The organism is Pannonibacter sp. CBAS1226 (assembly GCF_055685825.1).
The window spans coordinates 365,948-386,372 of the sequence record NZ_JBVOUO010000004.1; the positions used below are offsets into that span (position 1 = coordinate 365,948).

The window sequence follows — 20,425 nt, forward strand, 5'->3', positions numbered from 1 at the left end:
CCGCTCAGGCCCTGCGGCCCTTTTCAAAACCTGGCGGAAGTTTCCAGCGGCTGGTGACGGCGGGCTGAGGCCGCGTGCGGCGGCGGAACAGGGCGGGCATGGCAAGGCGGCTGGCTCCGGCAGGGTGCTTGCCGTTCCAGGCATCGGCAGCCCCGGCGCAGAGCCAGAGCAGGCCGCCGGTCTTGATGGTCGAAAGCGAGTAGGACACGATCATCAGCAGGCAGATGTAGGCGACCATCAGCACCTTGAAGCGCCAGCCCGCATCCGACTCGGCCGGGGCATAGACATAGAGCACCCAAAGGCCCAGAAGGCCGATGGCCCCCGTCTGGAACAGCGCAAAGGCATAGCCGCTGTCGGACAGATAGGTCTCCATGGTGGAAATGCCGAGAATGCCCTTCCAGTCCAGCTTCATCAGCAATTGGCCAGAGTAGAGCCAGCGGCCTGTCAGCGTGTCGTCCCAGCCGAGCCTGTTGCTCGCAGCGGCATAAATGATGAGCAGCAGCACGATCAGGATGGGCGCTGCCACCAGCACGGCGCGCGGGGTGATGCGGTTGAGCGGGGCGATGAGGAAGAAGCTCAGCGACACGAACATGCCGAAGCGGGCATCGCCCAGGATGATCACGGCGAAGGCCAGGGCAAACAGCAGCAGACGGCCCTGCATGTCCTGCCGGAACACCGCCCACATGACGAGAAAGGCACCGAAGTTGCCCATCGACACCGGTTCCAGGAACACCGACGAAACACGGTGGGTGCCAAGAAAGGCAAAGAAATTGCGCCCGCCCAGCCGCACGCCGCTGTGGAACAGGGGACTGTCCTCACCGAGGAAGTTGCTGTCTGCGGTGATGGTTCCACGGGCGACGTAATAGTCGAAAATGTTGATGTTCTGGAGAAACAGGTCGAGGAACAGATACTCGATCAGGCCCACGGCGATGACGAGCAGGGCCGACCAGAGCACCAGCCGGTCCACCTGCCGGATGTCATGGATCTGGCGGCCGATGAAATAGAAAATCACCGGCACCAGCGCATCGCGCACCGATTTGGGATCAATGACCCCGCGCAGGGCCATGATCATCAGCATGTAGGCCAGATAGACGCCGATGACCACATAGAGGTTAGCCCGGCGCGTCATGGCCAGCAGCAGGGCGCAGGCGGTCAGCAGCAACTCGCTCAGCACCACATGGTTCTGCGAGATGCCCATCACCCGCGTGTTGAGGAAGGCAAGACCGAGGTTGAAGACGAGCGTGCCGAAGATGACCGCATAGACGGCCATCAGCCAGGCGGGGCTGCGCTCCTGCGGACGTGCGGGGAGCGCCCTTGCGCCAGCCGGGGGCAGGCGGAAACGGGTGTGGGCCGTTCCCTCAGGCCGCTTCAAGGACGACATTGCCGATCACCCGGTCCTGCCAGGGTTGGATATAGGCGAGCACCCGGTCGAGGTCCGCCATCCGCGTGGCGCCCAGCTGGCTCACCAGCACGATGGCATCGCAGTTCTTCAGAAGCACCGGCAGGATCGGATTGCTCTCGGACGGGCCGCAGTCGATCAGCAGGAAATCCTGGCCTTCGTCCATCAGCGAGGCGGGCCCGGCATATTTGCGCCGTTCATTGACCCGTTCGACGCTGAGATAGCGCGACAGGGCGGCATTGCGCTCCGGTGCCTCACCGGTTGTCCTGGCCAGATCGCCCTTGCGCGGCTTGGGCCGGTCTTCCGGCGTGCCCTGTTCTGACTGCGGCAGCGCCTGGGCCAGCAGCACATCCTCGTTCATCTCGTGCAGCGCCTCGGCGATGCCCCGGGCGACGGGGCGGGTGTCCAGCATGTCAGAGGTGCGCAAGATGAGAATATTGGCGGGAAGCTCTTCCGACAGGGCATAGCGCAGGGCATAGGCGACACGGGTCATGCCCATCTGCGCCTCGTTGCGCAAGGCAAGCGGCTTGCTGCCGCTATTTTGGCCCAGAAGCTTGCGTGCGGGGGCGGCTGCCAGAACCGGCAGGTTTGTGAGGACGGGAGCGCCGGTCCAGTCCACGAGGTCCCGCTCGGAGTTGAGCCGCCCGCTGATGATCTCGGCGCCGACAGCCCCGCCTGCGGACAGCACAAGCCCAAAGATGGCTGCAGCGGCGATGATGAGCACGGAAGACGGCCCGTTGGCCGAGAGCGGCGGCTGGGCAGCGGAGAGGATGCGGGAATTGGTGGCCGTCACGTTCTGCTGTTCGGCCAGTTCCTGCGCGCGCTTCATGAAAAGCTGATAGACGCCCCGGCGTGTGTCGGCCTCCGCCTCCAGCTGCCGCAGCTCGATCTGCGCCCGGCTCTGGGTGGAATTGGCGGATTTCAGCTGGTCGATCCGGGCCTCAAGTCCGTTGAGATTGGCCTGCGCCCGCTCGAAGTCGCTGCGGATGTTGCGCTGGACGCGGGACAGCTCATCCGAGATCTGGCGGCGGGTGTTCTGCATCTGCGCCGCGATCTCACGCATCTGCGGATGATTGGCGCCCAGTGTTGTGGAAGCGCGGGCCTCCTGCTCGGCAAGATTCGCATATTGCACCCGCAGCGAGCTCAGCACCGTGTTGGCCACATCCACCGGAATGGCTCCGGCCTCGATGTCGGAGGGGCTCAGGCGGCGGATCAGCTCGAAGGTGTTCTTGGCCTTTTCCAGGTCCACCCGTGCCTGGGTCAGCTGGGTGTTGAGATCCTGCAGCTGCTGGTCCACCACAAGGCCGCCCTGCGTGGTGGAGATCAGGCCATTGTCGGCGCGGTATTTTTCCACCGCAGCCTCGGCCTGCTGCACCTGCGCCTGCAGCTGGTCGGCCTGCGTCTTCAGCGACTGGCTGGTGCGCTGGAAGCCTTCCGAGCGGGCCTTGGCGGCTTCCGCCAGATAGGCCGCAGCTGTGGCATTGGCGATATCGGCGGCCCGGTCCCGGTTGGGATGTGTCGCGGCGATCTGGAAGATGAAGGTCTTCTCGATCCGCTGCACCTGCAGCCGCTTGCGCAGCGCCTCGATCACCGCCATCCGCCGGCCTGCGGGATCGGGCGCGGAAAACAGGAAAGGCAGCAAGGTCTGCCGCAACCCCTTGCCGGAGAAAGCCGGATCATTTTCCAGCTCAAGCGAGGACACCACCCGGTCAAGAACCGGGGTGGACATCAGCACGAAGGCCTGGCTGTCCACGTCGAAACCCTCGAGAGGTGATGCACCTTCTCGGCCGGAGAATTCCCGCCCAAGGATCTGCAGGCTCGGCGGTTCCACGAGAAGTTCGGCCGACGCCGTGTAGGCCGGAGCACGCGTCAGCGCGAAAAGCACAGCCAAGCCGGTCAGCAGCGCGGGAACAACAATGATCCACCGCAGGCGGCGCGTGAGAATTGCCGGAATGTCAGAAACTTCAACCATGACTGAAAACCGTTGGCGAGGCGATGGGCGGCAAACCTCTGGAGCTGACCGGGGCGGCGGGCATGCCCGTGCCGTAATGTTAGGAAAGATGAAGAGATATGATTAACATTTGGAAAATGCGGTGCTATCCCGGATTGAGGCTACCCTAGCGTTTGCAAACGGACCGGGGCATCATGGTAAATGAAACCATGACGAGAATGTAAGAATTCTTGGGGTGGCGTTGAGGGCCGGTAATCTATAAAATGCCTTTGTCTTGGGAGTTAAGGCGTTGTTGAGTTGTTTTAGCCAGTTTCCCTCATGCAAAACTCTGTTGATGTGGGGCGCTGGGGATGTTGATGCCTGAATTGACCTTGGGGATGCCTTTGGGGGCTGGGGTCGCGCAAATTGGTCCGCTTGGTATCAATAGATTATCACGCGCGCAGGCCATTGATATGCTGCGCACATCCCAGTTGTTGCGGATCAAGATGGATGTCGCCATCTGCAACGCGCACACGGTCCTGCAGGCTCTTGATCATCCGGAATATGCGGAGACCTTATCCCGCATGACGCTGTTCAATGACGGGATCGGCGTAGACATTGCTGCGCGTGCCATCACGGGCAAGGCGTTTCCGGCAAATCTCAACGGCACCGACCTTGTGCCCGCGATTCTGGAGAATATTGGGCTGCCCTTGCGGATCTATCTGCTGGGAGCAAAGCCGAGTTCGGTGGCAGGAGCGGCAGAGTATATTGCTGCGCATTACCCGCAGCATCACGTCGCAGGTTTCCATGACGGCTACTTCGCGCGCGAAGAAAGGGATGCGGTCATTGCGCGGATCAACGCCGCCAATGTGGACCTGCTGCTCGTCGGCATGGGAAATCCGGCGCAGGAACGCTTCATTGTCGAGAACCGGGACAAGCTTAATCCGACCATCTGCATCGGTGTTGGAGCGCTGTTCGATTTCCTGTCCGGGGAAGTGGTGCGGGCGCCGCGCTTTCTTCAGGCTGCGGGTCTGGAATGGCTTTTCCGCCTGATGCAGGAGCCGCGCCGTCTGGGCAAGCGCTACACGGTCGGCATCTACCGTTTCCTTTCTGCTGTCTTGCGGCTGCGCGCCGAAGCCCGCCGTGACCGGCCGGGTGGCCGGGCCATGCCCCTGCTGTAACGCCCGCTCCGGTTCGCACGAGAGCGCAAGGTCCTCCGCACGGCCATCTGTGGCCGCTGCATCAGACATTCGGCGGAGGCCGGTGCATCCGGCTTGGCCGCTGGCGGCAAGGCGGGTAGAACGGGGGCATGACACGTTCTGCCACATCCCTTGCGCTGCCCCTTGCCCTTCCGGTTTTCGAACCCGGCTGGGTGTGGCTGGCGGGTGCCGGCCCCGGTGATCCGGGGCTCCTGACGCTTCATGCCCTCAACGGGCTGCAACAGGCAGATGCCGTGGTCTATGACGCACTGGTCGATACCAGCATCCTCGATTTCGCCCGGCCCGGCACCTTGCTGGAATATGCGGGCAAACGCGGCGGCAAGCCGAGCCCGAAACAGCGCGACATCACCCTGCGGCTGATTGAATTGGCGCGTGAGGGCAAGCGGGTGCTGCGGCTGAAGGGCGGCGATCCCTTCGTCTTTGGCCGGGGCGGCGAAGAGGCGCTGGGCCTTGCCGGCGCGCATGTGCCCTTCCGCATCATTCCCGGCATCACCGCCGGCATCGGCGGTCTGGCCTATGCGGGCATTCCCGCCACGCACCGCGACACCAATCAGGCGGTCACCTTCTTGACCGGGCACGACCAGACGGGTCTTGCACCGGAGGCAATCAACTGGAAGGGCATCGCCGAAGGCTCGCCCGTGATCATCATGTATATGGCGATGAAGCATCTTCCGGAGATTTCGCAGGCGCTGATAACCTGTGGACGTCCTGTGGATGAGCCTGTGGCTATCGTGTGCAATGCGTCGCAGCCGGACCAGAAGGTTCTGGTCACCGCGCTGGGCCGCTGCGCGCAGGATGCAGAGACTGCCGGGCTGGAGCCGCCCGCCATCGTCTGTGTCGGCGAAGTGGTGCGCCTGCGCGAGGGGCTCGACTGGATTGGTGCCATGGCGGGGCGGGTGCTCGTGTCCGATCCGCTGGGCCTGTCCGGCGATGCGCAGCAGGCTGCAGGATCAGGCGCATGAGCCAGTCTCTTCCGCCTGCACTCATGCTGGCTGCGCCGTCCTCCGGCTCGGGCAAGACGGTGCTGACCCTTGCCCTGCTCGCCGCCCTGCGCCGCAACGGGCTTGCCGTGCGCGGGGCCAAATGCGGGCCGGATTACATCGATCCGAAGTTCCATGAGGCAGCCGCAGGCGCGGTTTCCGTCAATCTCGACCCCTTCTCCATGCCGCCGCCCGTGCTGCGCCAGCTTGCAGCGCAAGCCGGGCAGGGGGCAGATCTGCTGCTGATCGAGGCGGCCATGGGCCTTTTCGATGGCGCTTCCGATGGTTCCAGCAGTGCCGCCGATGTGGCGGCGGCGCTGGGTGTGCCCGTGGTTCTGGTGATCGATTGCGGCCGTCAGGCGCAGTCCGTGGCGGCCGTCGTGCGCGGCTTCCGCGATCACCGCGCCGATGTCGAGGTGGCGGGCGTTATCCTCAACAAGGTGGGCTCTGCCCGGCATGGCGCCATGCTCAGGGCGGCGCTCGCTCCGCTTGGCCTGCCGGTGCTGGGCGAGGTGCCGCGCAGCGGGGCGCTGGTTCTGGCCGAACGGCATCTGGGGCTGGTGCAGGCCTCCGAGCGGGAGGATCTGACGCAGTTTCTTGAAGGAGCAGCGGATGCGGCTTCCCGCTCCGTTGATCTTGCAGCGCTGGCCGCGCTTGCCCGTCCGCTTGCGGCATCTGGGGCTGGGCTGTCCGGCTGGCCCATTCTGCTGCCACCTCCGGGGCAGCGCATTGCCGTTGCCAGTGACGTTGCCTTTGCCTTTGCCTATCCGCACCTTCTGCGGGGCTGGCAGGCGGCGGGGGCTGAAATCCTGCCCTTCTCGCCCCTTGCGGACGAGGCGCCGGACGCAGGGGCCGATGCGGTCTATCTGCCGGGCGGCTATCCGGAGCTTCATGCAGGCCAGCTTGCGGCAGCCTTCCGCTTCAAGGCCGGGATGCAGCAGGCGGCGGAACGCGGCGCTGCGGTTTACGGCGAATGCGGCGGCTACATGATGCTGGGCGAGGGCCTGATCGATGCAGGCGGCGAGAGACATGCCATGCTGGGTTTGCTCCCGCTCGTCACCAGCTTTGCCGCGCGCAAACTGCATCTGGGCTACCGGCGGCTGACCGCGCTGGGCGGCCTGCCCTTTGCGGGAGTGGAAAAAGGCGCGGCGCTCGCCGGGCACGAATTCCACTATGCCAGCATCATCCATGAGGGCGAGGCGGAGCGGCTGTTTACCGCCCGTGATGCGCTCGGCGATGAACTTCCTGCAATGGGGCTGCGGTGCGGAACGGTTTCGGGCTCCTACGCCCATCTGATCGCCCGCATCTGATCCCCCTGGACATGCAAAAGGCCGCCGGTTCTGGCATGAACCGGCGGCCCTTCTGTTTCAATGGTTCGCCGCTCAGCCTTCGCGCGGCTGCAGGGCGATCTGCCGGGCCACGGCCAGCGACAACAGCGTGCAGACAGCGCCCGAGAGCAGATAGAGCCCTGCGGCAAAGAGGCCGAACCAGGTGGAGAGCAGCAGCGCGCAGAGCGGCGCAAAGCCTGCGCCGAACATCCACGACAGGGCCGAAACATAGGCCGAACCCGTGTAGCGGTTGCGCTGGTCAAAGAGCGATGCCACGGCGCCGGAGGACTGGGCCAGGTTGAAGCCGAGGATCAGGAAGCCGATCATCAGATAGGCCGTGACACCGGCCGATCCGCCATTCAGCAGCAGCGGCGCGCTGAGGGCAAAGGCCGCAATGGCCCAGGCACCCCAGACGAGGATCTTCTGGCGGCCGATACGGTCGGACAGCCAGCCGGAGAACAGCATGGCGAGGATGCCCAGTCCGGCTCCGGCTGCCTCGATCAGCAGGAACGAGCCAAGGGTTTCATCGGTGTAGAGGAAGATCCACGACAGCGGGAACACCGTGACCATGTGGAACATGGCAAAGCTGGCCAGCGGCACGAAAATGCCGACCAGCATGGTGCGCCCATCCTGTACCAAGGTGGTGGAAAGCCGCGTCGGCGTCAGCTCGTTCGACTTGAACAGCTCGGTGAACTCCGGCGTATCGACAATGCGCAGGCGGGCAAACAGCGCCACGACGTTGATGGCGAAGGCCACGAAGAACGGATAGCGCCAGCCCCAGTCGAGGAAGTCGGCGGAAGACAGCGTCATCACCAGATAGGCAAACATGACTGCCGCAACCGCAAGGCCGGCGACGGCCCCAAGCTGCGGGATCATGGCGTAAAAGCCACGGCTGCTCTTCGAGGCGGTAATGGCCAGCAGCGGCGCAAGACCGTCCCACGTGCCGCCCAGAGCCAGGCCCTGGCCGAAGCGCAGCAGCACCAGCATGCCGACGGCCCACCATCCGGCAGTCTCGTAGGAGGGGACCAGACCCATGGCGACTGTTGAGGTGCCGAGCAGGAAGAGCGCCACCGTCAGCTTGGTGACACGGCCATGGCGCCGGTCGAGCGCCATGAACATCGCCGTGCCCAGCGGACGGGCGACGAAGGCAAGCGCCACGAGGGCGAAAGACCAGAGTGTGCCGGTCAGCGGATCAACGAACGGGAAAATCCGTGCCGGAAACACGATGACCGAGGCGATGGCGAAGACGAAGAAGTCGAAGAACTCCGACGTGCGCCCGATGATCACGCCGACCGCGATATCGGACGGGGAGACATCATGCTCCGACGTGCCGCGCCCGCTCGAAGAGGAATTCGTGGATGAGATATCGGCTGTGTTCGCCATCGGATCCGGCCACTTTCATGAGGACTGACGGAGTGCGGCTGCAAGCCTGCGGCCTGTTGCTGCACCGGTAAATACGTATTTAGGGCTCAATGCCGCAGTGCGAAATTTTTTTACAGGTGACAAATTGTCGTATGTGCGCCCGCACAAAATCGCTCTAGGTGCATTGCGCAAGATCAAATCGCGTCAGTTTGCGTTCGGGGGGAGGCGGCTGACGGGTGCGGCAAACTGTCAGGGTAAACCATGTCGAAGCTTCGCCTCCCGAGAATACTCGCTGCGTGCGGCGCCTTTCTGCTGCTGTCCGCATGCAAGGCCGAGGTCCTTGCACCGTCCGGTGATGTTGCAGCGCAGCAGCGCGACCTGCTGGTCATCTCCACGCTCTTGATGCTGATCATCATCATTCCGGTGATGCTGCTGACCTGCTGGTTCGCCTGGCACTTCCGTTCTGCGAACAGGAAGGCGGCTTACGAGCCGGAATGGTCGCATTCCACCAAGCTGGAACTGGTCATCTGGGCCATCCCGCTGCTGATCATCGTCTCGCTGGGCGCGATCACCTGGGTTGGCACCCATCTTCTTGATCCCTACCGCCCGCTGGACCGCATCGCCAAGGGCCAGCCGGTGAGCCCGGACGTGGAGCCGCTGCAGGTGCAGGTGGTGGCGCTCGACTGGAAATGGCTCTTCATCTACCCGCAATATGGCGTGGCTTCGGTGAACGAGCTGGCGGCGCCGGTGGACCGGCCGATCCAGTTCACGCTGACTTCCTCCTCGGTGATGAATGCCTTCTACATTCCCGCCATGGCCGGCATGATCTATGCGATGCCGGGCATGCAGACGACGCTGCACGGCGTCTTCAACGAAGAGGGCACCTATCAGGGTCTCGCCTCGCACTATTCCGGTGCCGGCTTCTCCGGCATGCGCTTCAAGGCTCTGGCGAGCGATGCCGCCGGATTCGAGGCCTGGGTCGAGGCCGCACGTGCCGGTGACCAGACGCTTGACCGTCCGTCCTATCTGGAGCTGGAGCGCCCCAGCGAGAACGTGGCACCGGCCACCTTCGCCAGCGTCGATCCGGAGCTTTTCCCGCGCATCGTCAACATGTGCGTCGAAAACGGCAAGATCTGCATGGCCGAGATGATGGCGCTGGACGCGCAGGGCGGCACCGGCCTTGCCGGCACCGTCAACATGTCCTCGCTCATCTATGACAAGTATGACCGCCGCGGCACCCGCTCGCCGGTGCTGGGCTGGGCGCCGTTCCAGGTGGTTGGCTTCTGCTCCACCGAAGAACTGCAGCAGATGCTGTCGGTGAAGCCGGCCTGGGCAGATGCACGCCCCGTCATCTCCGGTCCGCTGCGCGGCCACGGGCTTTCCCAGCCCGCTTCGCTCTTCGGTCAGCGCGACGACCGTTCCATCACTTACGCACTGCCGTTCTCCGGCTCTGCGCCCCAGCTCTGACAGGATCCGGGCATGGCCACGATAGATCACTCGACCACATTTCTTCTGGGGCGCCTCAACTGGAGCGCAATCCCCCAGGACCCCATCGTCTGGGCAACCTTCGCCGTTGTGGCGGTGGGCGGCATCGCGCTTCTTGCCGGCCTGACCTACTTCCGCCTCTGGGGCTATCTCTGGAAGGAATGGTTCACGACCGTCGATCACAAGAAGATCGGCATCATGTACATCATCCTCGCGCTGATCATGCTGGTGCGCGGCTTTGCCGACGCCATCATGATGCGCATCCAGCAAGTCTGGGCCTTCAACGGCTCGGAGGGCTATCTCAACGCCCACCACTACGACCAGATCTTCACGGCCCATGGCGTCATCATGATCTTCTTCGTGGCGATGCCTTTCGTCACGGGCCTGATGAACTATGTGGTGCCGCTGCAGATCGGCGCACGCGATGTGTCCTTCCCCTTCCTGAACAACTTCTCGTTCTGGATGACGGTCGGCGGCGCCGTGCTGGTCATGGCCTCGCTCTTCGTGGGTGAATTCGCGCAGACCGGCTGGCTGGCCTTTCCGCCGCTGTCGGGCATCGGCTACAGTCCATGGGTGGGTGTCGATTATTACATCTGGGGCCTGCAGGTCGCGGGTGTGGGAACAACGCTATCGGGCATCAACCTGCTGGTGACCATCATCAAGATGCGCGCTCCCGGCATGACCCTGATGCGCATGCCCGTGTTCACCTGGACCTCGCTCTGCACCAACGTGCTCATCGTCGCTTCCTTCCCGGTGCTGACGATGACGCTGATCCTGCTGACGCTTGACCGCTACATCGGCACGAACTTCTTCACCAATGACCTTGGCGGCAACGCCATGATGTACATCAACCTCATCTGGATCTGGGGTCACCCGGAAGTGTACATCCTCATCCTGCCGCTGTTCGGCGTCTTCTCGGAAGTCACGTCCACCTTCTCCGGCAAGCGGCTGTTCGGCTACAGCTCCATGGTCTATGCCACGGTCTGTATTACCGTCCTTAGCTACCTCGTCTGGCTGCACCACTTCTTCACCATGGGTTCGGGTGCCTCGGTGAATGCCTTCTTCGGCATCACCACGATGATCATTTCCGTGCCGACCGGTGCGAAGATCTTCAACTGGCTCTTCACCATGTACAAGGGCCGGGTGCGCTTCGAACTGCCGATGATGTGGACTGTCGCCTTCATGCTGACCTTCACGGTCGGCGGCATGACGGGCGTTCTGCTGGCCGTTCCCCCGGCCGACTTCGTGCTGCACAACTCGCTGTTCCTCGTGGCGCATTTCCATAACGTCATCATCGGCGGCGTGCTGTTCGGCTGCTTTGCCGCCATCGCCTACTGGTGGCCCAAGGCCTTCGGCTTCAAGCTGAATGTGTTCTGGGGCAAGGTGTCGTTCTGGTGCTGGGTCGTCGGCTTCTGGCTGGCCTTCATGCCGCTCTACATCCTCGGCCTGATGGGTGTGACGCGCCGCATGCGGGTGTTCGATGATCCGGACCTGCAGATCTGGTTCATCCTCGCCGCCGCAGGTGCTGCGCTGATCGCCGCCGGTATCGCCGCCTTCTTTGTCCAGATCGGTGTTTCCATCTGGAAGCGGAAGGAAAACATGGACCTGTCGGGCGACCCCTGGGATGGCCGTACGCTGGAATGGGCAACCTCTTCGCCCCCGCCGGCCTACAACTTCGCCTTCACCCCGGTGGTGCATGACATGGACGCCTGGCATGACATGAAGCAGGCCGGACACACGCGCCCGAAGGCAGCCTACATGCCGATCCACATGCCGCGTTACACCGGCACGGGTGTCATCCTTTCGGGTCTTGCCACGCTCTGCGGCTTTGCCCTCGTCTGGTACATCTGGTGGCTGGCGGCCCTGTCCTTCCTGGCGCTGATCGCCGTGGCGATTGCCCATACGTTCAACTATGACCGCGACTATTATGTGCCGGTCGATGAGGTCGAGCGGGTGGAAGGTGCCCGTGATCTCGAACTTGCGAAGATTGGAGCCTGAATCCGATGAGCACCACGGCCCATTCGGCAGGCGCTGCCGCAACCTACTGGGAAACCGAGCCGCATCATCATCCGGAAGGCGCGTCGACCAAGCTCGGCTTCTGGATCTACCTGATGAGCGACTGCCTGATGTTTGCAGTCCTCTTCGCCTGCTTCGGCGTGCTGGGGCAGAGCTATGCGGCCGGTCCCGGCCCCAAGGCCCTGTTCGACCTGACCCTGATCGCGATCAACACGGGCTTCCTGCTCGTGTCGTCCATCACCTTCGGCTTTGCCATGCTGGCGATGTATGAGGGCCGTCAGGCCCGCATGCAGATGTGGCTGGCGGTGACCCTGGCTCTTGGTCTGGCGTTCCTTGCGCTGGAAATCTACGAGTTCCACCATCTGATCCACCTGGGGGCCGGGCCGCAGCGCTCTGCCTTCCTGTCGGCCTTCTTCGCACTGGTCGGCACCCACGGCCTGCACGTTGCCTTCGGCTCGATCTGGCTTGTGACGCTGATGGTTCAGGTGAACCGCAAGGGTCTCATTCCGGCCAACACCCGGCGCATGGAATGCCTCAGCATGTTCTGGCACTTCCTCGACGTGATCTGGATCGGTGTCTTCACCTTCGTCTATCTTCTGGGGATGATCTGATGTCCGCACATTCCATCAAACCCCACAGCCATCATGGCGATCATGGGCAGGGCAACGTTGGCCATGATCACGGCAGCTACAAGTCCTATCTGATCGGCTTCGTGCTCTCGGTCATCCTGACGGCGATCCCGTTCGCCATCGTCATGACCGGCGGCTTTGAAAGCCGCGCGGTGACGGCGGTGATCGTGATCGGCTTCGCCGTCGTGCAGATCCTCGTGCACATGGTCTACTTCCTTCACATGAACAGCCGTTCGGACGAGGGCTGGACCATGCTGTCGATGATCTTCACCGTCATCGTTGTGGTGATCATGCTCGCTGGCTCCCTGTGGGTGATGTACAACCTCAACACCAACATGATGCCGCAGATGGACCCCGCGCAGATGCAGGGCTTCGGCTCCTGATCCTGATCCTGATATGATGCAGATGCCTGCAAGAGGCATCTGCATTACCTTTGGTAAAGGGACCCTTCCTCCTCCTCCACGAGGGCGACCAGCTTCACGCATCAGGTCTGGAAACTGCCCGCAATGAGACGTTTGCTTTTCGGGGGGACGCCTGCCGCCCCCCTCCCCACGAGGGGGAGGGGAGCTGAAACGCCGCGCCAGAGTAACCAGACTGCTGGCTGACCCCAAACCGTCTTTGGCTTCAAACACGATGTGTGCATGCTGTAGACCAACAGGGAGAGGGCGCTGCGGTTCTCGTCGAGTGCCCGTGAAAGGCCTGCCAGAGGAGGCGTGATGTCTGCCGGAACGCGCAAATGGCTGCTTCTTGGCCCCGGCCTTCTGGCCGTGGTCATCCTGGCAGGCCTTGGCATCTGGCAGGTGCAGCGGCTTGGCTGGAAGAATGCGCTCATCGCACGGGTGGAGGCCGGCCTTGCGGCGCAGCCCGTTGCCGCGCCCGGTCCGGCAGACTGGCCGCAAATCACCTTCGACAGCGCCGAATACCGCCGCATTACCGCCCGCGGTCATTACCTGCCGGAAGCCGACCTGCTGGTGATGGCGGTAACGGCGCGCGGACCCGGCTTCTGGGTCATGTCACCCTTCGAGACACAGGACGGCTGGCGGCTGTTCGTGAACCGGGGCTTCGTGCCGCAGGACCGGCAGAACCCGGAAGACCGGCCCCGTCCCGCGGGAGCGGTTGAGGTTTCAGGCCTTCTGCGCCTCAGCCAGCCGGATGGTGCCTTCCTGCGTTCCAACGATCCTGAAGGCGGACGCTGGTTCTCGCGCGATACGGCAGCGATGGCGCAAAGCCTCGGGCTTGGCGAGGCCGCGCCTTACTTCCTCGATGGCGGTGTGACGGAGGGGGCGGCTGACAGCCTGCCCATTGGCGGGCTCACCGTCGTCAGCTTCCCCAACAATCACCTGCAATATGCGCTGACGTGGTTTGCTCTCTCCGGCGGCCTTACCTTCCTGCTGTTCTGGGCGTTCCGCAGGAGCGGGGAAGACTGACGCTTCCCCTGCCGTGGCCGCTCACTTGCGCGGTGCGTGGCGCAGAACGCGGTAGCTGTAGCCGTCGCCCTCGCAGCCGATCCACTTGCTGCCCGGCTCCGGCGCGATGTTGACGGCGACCCGCAGCGGCTTCTTGCGGTTGCCCGAGCGCTCGTAGGTCACCCTCTGCTTCTGCGCCGTGTTGTTGCGGATCACGATGCCGCCGGCATTGGCAGGGCACTGGCGGTCGAAGGCGGTGCTGGTGATCGCAACCGGCTGGTCCGAGCCTTCCGCCCGCTTCTCGCCTGTCGTTGCGGCGCAGCCGCCAGAGGCGAGGGTGAGGGCGATCAGGGCGTATTTTGTCGCAGACATGTCTGAGGTTCCCATCATTCGCAAGGCGTCCCGTCCTTCTGGACAGGGACTTGTAGTCCGTCTCTTGCCTATTCTTGTGGCAATGCCATGGCCGCAGCCAGAGCGATGGCCGCCCGTGCTGACTTGCGTCTGGCAAGCACCAGATGCCCGCCCGGTCCTGCGGCGGCCAGCGCCGCGCCCTCGCAGACGCTGTGGCAGCCGACAGCCGCAAAAACACGCGCCGAAGGGGTGGCCAGACGCGGCGTTTCCTGCTCCAGCCGCGTTGCGCCGAAAGCAAGCAGCGGCACGCCGAAATGCGCCGCGAGCGCGCCGATGGCCGCCTCCCCGGCCTTGAGATCCAGCGTGGCGATGGCGGCAACAGCTTCCGCCGGAAGGCCTGCCTCCTCCAATGCGGCGCCCGCCAGACTGATCAGCTCCGCAGAAGCGCAGCCCTGGCTGCAGCCTGCTCCAACAATCACCAGCCCGGCGCCGTGTGGCTGGTGCCCGGATGCGGCAGCGGCGGTCATGGGTCCTGCTTGTCCTGCGCCTTTTCCTCGCGCAGGGAAGGCAGGCGCTTGTGCCTTATGGAAAGATCGCCGGGCTTGGCGGCTGCGTCAGGGGCGGGCGGTGCCGTGACCACCTGCGTATGCATCTTGCGCCCCCGTGCCTTGCGGGGGGGCTCACCGGAGGCCGAACCGCCGTGAGACAGGAAACCGAGGGACCTCAGCCCCTTCGGGTTGCCAGACTTGCTTGCCGGCACGCCTTGAGGCGCCGCTGCTGCGCTACGGGTGGACCGCATGGGAGCCGGAGCCTCAGGTGCGGGGGAGGGCGCAGCCTGCCGGGGCAGTGGCCCTGCCTGATTGGCAAGCGCAGACACGCCCGCGTGCCGTCTGGATGGCTGGGTGCCTGTTTCGCCCTCTGGCAGACCGGAGCCATCAGGGCCATTGCCCTGCCCGCTGCCCAGTCCGCTGCCCACTCCCTTCACGTCAGTCTCTCCTGCTGGCGGGGCGCTGCCAGAAGCCGCGCCGGATAGGTCACACACCGGAAAAAGAGCGCGCATGAGCCGCCGCGCGCCGTCAGGCCCGACCCTAGTTGAGCCATCCTGCCCTCGCAAGGTCCGGGTTTCCCCTATTGTTCCAAAGAAGGTGATCGGCTAGACAGCAAGAGAGGAAAGCTTGCACCGGGCAGGCTGGGGGCTTACGCGTTTGTCTTCCCTATGGACAGATCTGCGCCATGATGCGCGCGTGCTGGCGGTGTGGATTGCACTGCTCGCCGTGCTGTTTCATGCCCTCATTCCAGCCGGTTTCATGCCGGGCCGTTCCAGTAGCGGTGATCTGACTATCGTCATCTGCGCGCCTTCCACGGCTGAGGGCTTCCAGACCGTGACGCTGGATGCTTCCGGGCATGAGCAGCCGTCCAATCCTGAAGACCAGCGCAAGGGCAAGGGGCAGGCTGCGCCCTGTTCCTTCTCTGCCGTTCTGGCACTGGCCACTCCTGAAGCCTCTCCCGCCCTGCCTCTGCCGGTTCTCTCCGGCGGCCGTCTTCTCTCCGTTTTCGACAATGCAGGCCATACGGCGGGCATTTATGCCGGTGCCGGGGCGCGCGCGCCGCCCGTTCTGATCTGATCCCCTCACCTTTCATTCCAGAACACCCTGCCGGTTGATGCTGCGTGCCTTGAAGCGCGCGTCTCCGGCCATGAGGATCAGACCATGACCGACGTTGTTTCCGGCACCGCGCAGGACGCGGACCGCGCCGCCGACGCTTCTCTGCTCGCAGCTTTCTACCGTGCCGCCTGGCGCTGGCATTTCTATGCGGGCCTGTTTGTCGTGCCCTTCTTCTGCATCCTTGCCGTCACCGGCATGATGATGATGTACATCGGCTACTTTGATGGCCGGGATGGCGAGAACATCCGCGTGACCGTGCCGCAGGGTGCGGTGGCGCTGGCTGTCTCCGAACAGGCGGACAAGGCCGTTGCCGCGCTTGGCGGCGGCACAATGGTGGAATGGCTCAGCCCCCGTGCCGAAGACCGGGTCGGCGTCTTCCGCATCCGCACGGATGCAGGGCAGGAGATGGTGGCCATCAACCCCTACACGGGCGATGTGGTGGAGACCTGGGGCCGCCGCGCCGGCTGGTATGACTTGGCCGACGACATTCACAGCGACCTCCTGCTGGGCACGCCCGGCGACCGGATGCTGGAGATCGCCGCCGGTTTCGGCATCATTCTGATCATCACCGGCCTTTACATGTGGTGGCCGCGCGAGGGCGGGCTCGGTGCCGTTCTGCTGCCGCGCTTCAATCAGAAGGGCCGTGCCTTCTGGAAGACGCTGCATGGCACCGTGGGCTTCTATCTCTCCGCCTTCCTGCTGCTGTTCCTTCTCTCCGGCATGTCCTGGACGGGCGTCTGGGGCTCGAAGCTGACACAGGCCTGGAGCACCTTCCCGGCAGAAAAGTGGGACAACGTGCCCCTGTCTGACGTGACCCATGCCGAAGCCCTGAACCATGATGGCGTTGCCAATGTGCCCTGGGCTCTGGAACAGACGATGATGCCTGCCTCCGGTTCCACCGGCGGCGTGATCGGTGTGGCGCCGGGCGTTGCCGTCGATATCGACAGCCTTGCCTCGCTCGCCAGGGCCGTGGGCTTCAACGCCCGCTATCGCATCTCCTATCCGAAGGGCGAAACCGGCGTCTGGACCATCAACCAGGACACCATGAGCTCGGACGCGGCTGATCCCTTCTCCGACCGCACCGTGCATGTGGACCGTTACACGGGCCGCATTCTCGCCAGCGTCGGCTTCGAGGACTACTCGGTTGCTGGCAAGGTGATGGCCGTCGGTGTTCCGCTGCACATGGGGCTCACGGGCCTGTGGAACCTGATGCTGAACACGGTGATCTGCCTGTCGGTGATCTTCCTGTCCCTCAGCTCCGTGGTTCTGTGGTGGAAGCGCCGCCCGGCGCGCGGCGGTGCCCGTCTGTTCGCGCCGCAGGTGCCGTCCAATCTGCCGCACTGGCGCAGCGCCATGCTGGTGATGCTGGCCGTGTCCCTGTTCTTCCCGCTGGTCGGCCTGACGCTGATCGCGGTGCTGGCGCTGGACATTCTGGTCATCTCCCGCATTTCGCCGCTGGCCCGCGCCCTGCGCTGAGCCTGACCGCATGATGATCAAAAGGCGCGGCAGGGGACTGCCGCGCCCTTTTGTCTTTGTCAGCAGGTGTTTCCCTGCCGCCATAAAGCGGTCTAGTCTGGCACTCCCAAGGGAGGACCGACATGGCGACAGTCAGACTGATTTCCGATGCAGAGGCCGGGCCGCAGGTGGCAGCCGTCTTTGCCGATATCCGCAAGACGCGCGGCACCGATTTCATCAACAATTTCTGGCGCGCACTGGCGGCTGACCCGGCCGCACTGGAGCGCACCTGGGCCGAGGTGAAGACGGTCATGGCTGCGCCAGGCAGCCTTGATCCGCTCACCCGCGAGATGATCTACATCGCCGTGTCGGTGGCCAACGGCTGCTCCTATTGCGTTCACTCCCATACGGCTGCTGCCCGCGCCAAGGGCATGAGCGAGGCGCAATATGGCGAGCTTCTGTCCGTCATCGGCCTTGCCGCCAAGACCAACCATCTGGTGACGGCGCTGCAGGTTACCGTTGATCCGCAGTTTGATATGAGCACCTGACGCCCGATAGGCTTTGCCTCCAGCCCGGAGCATGCCTAAGGTGCGAGCAGAAGGGGCAGGCCGTATGACGGCCTGCCGGACACATCGAGAGGAAGAAAAGCCATGGGCCGCCATATCGTTCTGACTGCCATTGCCAAAGACCGGCCGGGCCTTGTGGATGCGCTGGCCGGTGTCATCGCCGCAGCAGGCGGCAACTGGCTGGAAAGCTCCATGGCGCGCCTCGGCGGCGAATTTGCGGGCATTGTCAGCGTCGATGTGCCGGAAGACCGGGCATCCGAGCTGGAAGCAGCGCTGGCTGCGCTTTCGGAACAAGGCATTTCCGTCAGTGTGGTACGCGGCGGCGGTGGCAATGGTGCTGAAGGCCGCCGTCTGCGGCTGGATCTGGTCTGTCAGGACCAGCCGGGCATCCTGCGTGCGGTCACGCAGGTGATTGCCGCTCAAGGGGCAAGCATCGAGACGCTGGAAACCATCGTCTCCCCAGGCTCCATGTCGGGCGAATTGCTCTTCCGTGCCAGTGCCGACCTGATCCTGCCGGACAGCACCAGCGTCGCCAGCCTCGAAGCCGCCATCCAGGCGATTGCCGCCGACATCATGGCCGATATCGAGATGAGCGAGGACACGGAGGACTGAGGGAGAGGTCTATCTTCTTGGGTACGGCCTTCCAGCTCACGCTCTCTGGTGGGGCAGTATTTACGTTGGACGCACAGAAGAAAATCGGGCCCTCGTTTGACCGCAGCGCCCCTCTCCCCCCTTGAGGGGGGCTACCGGATTCACACATCAGGCTCAGACACCACCCGCAGTGATGCATCTTTTCTGAGGTAGGGCCTGTCCGCCCCCCTCCCCCTGGTGGGGAGGGGTAAGGGGTGGGGGGTTCTGAGCCTGCAACATTTTGAAAAATAGATCTTTTTCTGATGATTCATCAGGAAGCGAAACCGCCCATAATCAATGGACACTCTGTCAGACGGAGAGGCCGTCCCCCCCACCCCTCCCCCCTCCCCACGAGGGGGAGGGGGGCTGAAACGCCGTGCCAGAGTGATCAAACTTCAGGCTTTCCCTGATTTGTATTCAGCTTCGGGCATGATGTGTGCATGCAGTAGCAAGGGGGGAGAGGAACTGGTGCCTGACTGCAAGTCCGTTGTAGACACTCCCCAACAGGGGCAGGGGGCTGAAAGGCTGTGCCGGTGAGATCAAGCGCTCCCCATCTCCCGCCTTAGGCAGCCACGGCCCAGGCGGCGGCGTCTTCGCGGGCGCCGATGAGGGAGAGGCCCTTGGCGACAGAGGACATTTCCTCCCCGCCTGACAGGCGCTCCGCTCCGAAGCGGTCTGCGAAGAGCTTGCGGATCGCGGGCACGAAGGAGGTGCCGCCGGTCAGGAACACCTTGTCCACGTCCTTTGCATCCAGGTTGGCGCTGGCGAGCGTTGCCGTCAGCGCGTCGCTGATGCGGGTGAGGTCGTGGGCGATCCACTCCTCGAAGTCCGCCCGGCGCACGGTGGCGGCGAAGTCCTTGCCGATGGGGGCAAAGCGCAGTTCCGTTTCCTCATCGAAGGACAGCCGCGCCTTGGCATCCGAAACGGCCTTGTAGAGCGGATAGCCCTGATCGGTATCGACCAGCTCGATGAACAGTTCGATCTTGTCCTGATCGAGACAGGAACTCAGCATCTTCTTCAGCTCGCGGTAATCGGCGGAAGCCTTGAAGACCGACAACATGTGCCAATGGGCGAAGTTGGAGAAAAGATTCGGCGGCACTTCCAGCACCTTGCCCATGCTGCGGTACTGGCTGCCCTTGCCCAGTTCCGGCAGAATCACCTTGTCGACGATGCGGTAATCCAGCGTGTTGCCGGCAATGCCGAGGCCGCCATGGCCCAGCGGCTCGGCCGTGAGGCCGCCGGCATTGCGGGCAAAGCGCATCAGCGAAAAGTCGGTGGTGCCGCCGCCGAAGTCGGCGACGAGAACGGTGGCCTCGCCCTCAAGCCGCTGCGCATAGGCAAAAGCCGCTGCCACGGGCTCATAGACGAACAGCACTTCCTCAAAACCGAAGCGGGAGAGGGCCGAGCGGTAGCGCTGCATCGCCAGCGCATCATCCGGTGCGCCGCCCGCAAAGGTCACCGGGCGGCCGATGACCAGCCGGCCACCGCCCGTATCCAGCGCCTCGTCGCGGTGTGCTCCGGCGCGGCGCAGGAAGGTCTCCAGCAGGTCCTCGAACTCATAATGGGTGCCGAATACGCCGGTGCCCTTGAACAGCTTGCTGGCAACAAAGGTCTTGAGCGATTGCAGGAAACGGCACTCGCCCGTGTGGTCCATGAACTGGCGGATGGCCCACTGGCCGACGTCGGCGCGCTCGTCCGGATGGACGCCGCGCGGCGGCTCCAGGAAGGACAGCACGGAAGGCAGGCTGTCCACCTGATCCGGAGCATGACCGAAGGTGATACTGCTGGCATTGCCTGCCGCGGTGCAGGCGGTCAGCACCGTGTTGGACGTGCCGAAATCAAGACCGATGGCCGGACGCATGGCGGGCTCCCTGAAATGTCGCTGGAGTGGGACGCCGTGCAGGCGCGCAAGGGACGTGCGCATTAGCCGATCCCGCCGCCTTGCGCAAGGGCAGGGGCCGGTTTTCTGCCTGTCCGGCCGGTGCCTTCCCGCCTGCGCCAGCC

General features: G+C 64.0%; 19 protein-coding genes. 12 read left to right on the forward strand and 7 right to left on the reverse strand.

Going from position 1 to position 20,425, the window contains the following annotated elements:
- Window positions 1-4: 4 nt before the first annotated feature.
- Window positions 5-1,381, reverse strand: a complete 1,377-nt coding sequence (locus AC0CMF_RS14320) for a UDP-phosphate alpha N-acetylglucosaminyltransferase (protein ID WP_374629172.1) — start codon at window positions 1,379-1,381, stop codon at window positions 5-7.
- Window positions 1,359-3,371 carry a GumC family protein gene (locus tag AC0CMF_RS14325; protein WP_374629170.1) on the reverse strand — a complete coding sequence of 671 codons (2,013 nt, stop codon included), beginning with the start codon at window positions 3,369-3,371 and terminating at the stop codon, window positions 1,359-1,361. Before AC0CMF_RS14325 ends, AC0CMF_RS14320 begins: the two co-directional genes overlap by 23 nt.
- A gap of 335 nt (window positions 3,372-3,706) precedes the next feature.
- On the opposite strand from AC0CMF_RS14325, the gene AC0CMF_RS14330 reads away from it, so the two are divergent.
- The 3 genes from AC0CMF_RS14330 (at window position 3,707) to AC0CMF_RS14340 (ending at window position 6,839) form a co-directional block, all read left to right on the forward strand.
- The gene (locus tag AC0CMF_RS14330) at window positions 3,707-4,510 is read left to right on the forward strand and encodes a WecB/TagA/CpsF family glycosyltransferase (protein ID WP_208977647.1); all 804 of its coding nucleotides are present in this window, start codon (window positions 3,707-3,709) and stop codon (window positions 4,508-4,510) included.
- 128 nt (window positions 4,511-4,638) lie between these two features.
- Window positions 4,639-5,511, forward strand: coding sequence for a uroporphyrinogen-III C-methyltransferase (gene cobA, locus AC0CMF_RS14335; protein WP_374629169.1), 873 nt, complete (start codon window positions 4,639-4,641; stop codon window positions 5,509-5,511).
- Window positions 5,508-6,839: a cobyrinate a,c-diamide synthase gene (locus AC0CMF_RS14340; protein ID WP_374629168.1), complete on the forward strand. Its 1,332-nt coding sequence runs from the start codon at window positions 5,508-5,510 to the stop codon at window positions 6,837-6,839. The genes cobA and AC0CMF_RS14340 overlap by 4 nt, the downstream gene beginning before the upstream one ends.
- A 72-nt stretch (window positions 6,840-6,911) precedes the next feature.
- On the opposite strand, the gene AC0CMF_RS14345 is transcribed toward AC0CMF_RS14340, so the two are convergent.
- On the reverse strand, window positions 6,912-8,240 hold the full coding sequence (locus tag AC0CMF_RS14345) for an MFS transporter (protein WP_374629167.1): 1,329 nt from the start codon (window positions 8,238-8,240) through the stop codon (window positions 6,912-6,914).
- 240 nt (window positions 8,241-8,480) lie between these two features.
- Between AC0CMF_RS14345 and cyoA the strand changes: the two genes are divergently transcribed.
- From cyoA to AC0CMF_RS14370, 5 genes are all read left to right on the forward strand, one after another.
- Window positions 8,481-9,686 (forward strand): ubiquinol oxidase subunit II, encoded by a 1,206-nt coding sequence (gene cyoA / locus AC0CMF_RS14350; protein WP_050474373.1) that lies wholly within the window; start codon window positions 8,481-8,483, stop codon window positions 9,684-9,686.
- Window positions 9,687-9,698: 12 nt separating this feature from the next.
- Window positions 9,699-11,702 carry a cytochrome o ubiquinol oxidase subunit I gene (cyoB, locus tag AC0CMF_RS14355; RefSeq protein ID WP_374629165.1) on the forward strand — a complete coding sequence of 668 codons (2,004 nt, stop codon included), beginning with the start codon at window positions 9,699-9,701 and terminating at the stop codon, window positions 11,700-11,702.
- A 5-nt stretch (window positions 11,703-11,707) separates the two neighbouring features.
- A complete protein-coding gene (gene cyoC / locus AC0CMF_RS14360; RefSeq protein WP_374629164.1) occupies window positions 11,708-12,331 on the forward strand; it encodes a cytochrome o ubiquinol oxidase subunit III in 624 nt (207 codons plus the stop codon).
- The gene (gene cyoD / locus AC0CMF_RS14365) at window positions 12,331-12,732 is read left to right on the forward strand and encodes a cytochrome o ubiquinol oxidase subunit IV (RefSeq protein ID WP_374629163.1); all 402 of its coding nucleotides are present in this window, start codon (window positions 12,331-12,333) and stop codon (window positions 12,730-12,732) included. Before cyoC ends, cyoD begins: the two co-directional genes overlap by 1 nt.
- 333 nt (window positions 12,733-13,065) lie before the next feature.
- Entirely contained in the window at window positions 13,066-13,776 is a 711-nt protein-coding gene (locus tag AC0CMF_RS14370; RefSeq protein ID WP_374629162.1) for an SURF1 family protein, read from the forward strand.
- Between the two features lie 21 nt (window positions 13,777-13,797).
- Here AC0CMF_RS14370 and AC0CMF_RS14375 read toward each other — a convergent pair whose 3' ends face one another.
- The 3 genes from AC0CMF_RS14375 to AC0CMF_RS14385 all read right to left on the reverse strand — a co-directional run bounded on the left by AC0CMF_RS14375 (window position 13,798) and on the right by AC0CMF_RS14385 (window position 15,091).
- Window positions 13,798-14,127, reverse strand: coding sequence for a hypothetical protein (locus tag AC0CMF_RS14375; protein ID WP_157757089.1), 330 nt, complete (start codon window positions 14,125-14,127; stop codon window positions 13,798-13,800).
- Between the two features lie 68 nt (window positions 14,128-14,195).
- The gene (locus AC0CMF_RS14380; protein WP_374629161.1) at window positions 14,196-14,633 is read right to left on the reverse strand and encodes a cobalamin biosynthesis protein; all 438 of its coding nucleotides are present in this window, start codon (window positions 14,631-14,633) and stop codon (window positions 14,196-14,198) included.
- Window positions 14,630-15,091: a hypothetical protein gene (locus tag AC0CMF_RS14385; RefSeq protein ID WP_374629160.1), complete on the reverse strand. Its 462-nt coding sequence runs from the start codon at window positions 15,089-15,091 to the stop codon at window positions 14,630-14,632. The genes AC0CMF_RS14380 and AC0CMF_RS14385 overlap by 4 nt, the downstream gene beginning before the upstream one ends.
- Before the next feature lie 220 nt (window positions 15,092-15,311).
- Here AC0CMF_RS14385 and AC0CMF_RS14390 point away from each other — a divergent pair, with 220 nt between their 5' ends.
- The 4 genes from AC0CMF_RS14390 (at window position 15,312) to AC0CMF_RS14405 (ending at window position 18,403) form a co-directional block, all read left to right on the forward strand.
- Complete coding sequence (locus tag AC0CMF_RS14390; protein WP_374629159.1) at window positions 15,312-15,731, forward strand: DUF2946 family protein; 420 nt, start codon at window positions 15,312-15,314, stop codon at window positions 15,729-15,731.
- 84 nt (window positions 15,732-15,815) lie between these two features.
- Window positions 15,816-17,246 (forward strand): PepSY-associated TM helix domain-containing protein, encoded by a 1,431-nt coding sequence (locus tag AC0CMF_RS14395; RefSeq protein WP_374629158.1) that lies wholly within the window; start codon window positions 15,816-15,818, stop codon window positions 17,244-17,246.
- A 122-nt stretch (window positions 17,247-17,368) separates the two neighbouring features.
- Window positions 17,369-17,773, forward strand: coding sequence for a carboxymuconolactone decarboxylase family protein (locus AC0CMF_RS14400; protein ID WP_374629157.1), 405 nt, complete (start codon window positions 17,369-17,371; stop codon window positions 17,771-17,773).
- A gap of 102 nt (window positions 17,774-17,875) precedes the next feature.
- Entirely contained in the window at window positions 17,876-18,403 is a 528-nt protein-coding gene (locus AC0CMF_RS14405) for a glycine cleavage system transcriptional repressor (RefSeq protein WP_374629156.1), read from the forward strand.
- A 580-nt stretch (window positions 18,404-18,983) separates the two neighbouring features.
- Here AC0CMF_RS14405 and AC0CMF_RS14410 read toward each other — a convergent pair.
- Window positions 18,984-20,282 (reverse strand): Hsp70 family protein, encoded by a 1,299-nt coding sequence (locus AC0CMF_RS14410; RefSeq protein ID WP_123193467.1) that lies wholly within the window; start codon window positions 20,280-20,282, stop codon window positions 18,984-18,986.
- Between the last annotated feature and the right edge of the window lie 143 nt (window positions 20,283-20,425).

What these genes read in the sequence shown, in the direction of transcription:
- AC0CMF_RS14320 (WP_374629172.1), bottom strand. Translation starts at nt 1,381, where the DNA reads ATGTCGTCCTTGAAGCGGCCTGAGGGAACGGCCCACACCCGTTTCCGC.
- AC0CMF_RS14325 (WP_374629170.1), bottom strand. Translation starts at nt 3,371, where the DNA reads ATGGTTGAAGTTTCTGACATTCCGGCAATTCTCACGCGCCGCCTGCGG.
- AC0CMF_RS14330 (WP_208977647.1), top strand. Translation starts at nt 3,707, where the DNA reads ATGCCTGAATTGACCTTGGGGATGCCTTTGGGGGCTGGGGTCGCGCAA.
- cobA (WP_374629169.1), top strand. Translation starts at nt 4,639, where the DNA reads ATGACACGTTCTGCCACATCCCTTGCGCTGCCCCTTGCCCTTCCGGTT.
- AC0CMF_RS14340 (WP_374629168.1), top strand. Translation starts at nt 5,508, where the DNA reads ATGAGCCAGTCTCTTCCGCCTGCACTCATGCTGGCTGCGCCGTCCTCC.
- AC0CMF_RS14345 (WP_374629167.1), bottom strand. Translation starts at nt 8,240, where the DNA reads ATGGCGAACACAGCCGATATCTCATCCACGAATTCCTCTTCGAGCGGG.
- cyoA (WP_050474373.1), top strand. Translation starts at nt 8,481, where the DNA reads ATGTCGAAGCTTCGCCTCCCGAGAATACTCGCTGCGTGCGGCGCCTTT.
- cyoB (WP_374629165.1), top strand. Translation starts at nt 9,699, where the DNA reads ATGGCCACGATAGATCACTCGACCACATTTCTTCTGGGGCGCCTCAAC.
- cyoC (WP_374629164.1), top strand. Translation starts at nt 11,708, where the DNA reads ATGAGCACCACGGCCCATTCGGCAGGCGCTGCCGCAACCTACTGGGAA.
- cyoD (WP_374629163.1), top strand. Translation starts at nt 12,331, where the DNA reads ATGTCCGCACATTCCATCAAACCCCACAGCCATCATGGCGATCATGGG.
- AC0CMF_RS14370 (WP_374629162.1), top strand. Translation starts at nt 13,066, where the DNA reads ATGTCTGCCGGAACGCGCAAATGGCTGCTTCTTGGCCCCGGCCTTCTG.
- AC0CMF_RS14375 (WP_157757089.1), bottom strand. Translation starts at nt 14,127, where the DNA reads ATGTCTGCGACAAAATACGCCCTGATCGCCCTCACCCTCGCCTCTGGC.
- AC0CMF_RS14380 (WP_374629161.1), bottom strand. Translation starts at nt 14,633, where the DNA reads ATGACCGCCGCTGCCGCATCCGGGCACCAGCCACACGGCGCCGGGCTG.
- AC0CMF_RS14395 (WP_374629158.1), top strand. Translation starts at nt 15,816, where the DNA reads ATGACCGACGTTGTTTCCGGCACCGCGCAGGACGCGGACCGCGCCGCC.
- AC0CMF_RS14400 (WP_374629157.1), top strand. Translation starts at nt 17,369, where the DNA reads ATGGCGACAGTCAGACTGATTTCCGATGCAGAGGCCGGGCCGCAGGTG.
- AC0CMF_RS14405 (WP_374629156.1), top strand. Translation starts at nt 17,876, where the DNA reads ATGGGCCGCCATATCGTTCTGACTGCCATTGCCAAAGACCGGCCGGGC.
- AC0CMF_RS14410 (WP_123193467.1), bottom strand. Translation starts at nt 20,282, where the DNA reads ATGCGTCCGGCCATCGGTCTTGATTTCGGCACGTCCAACACGGTGCTG.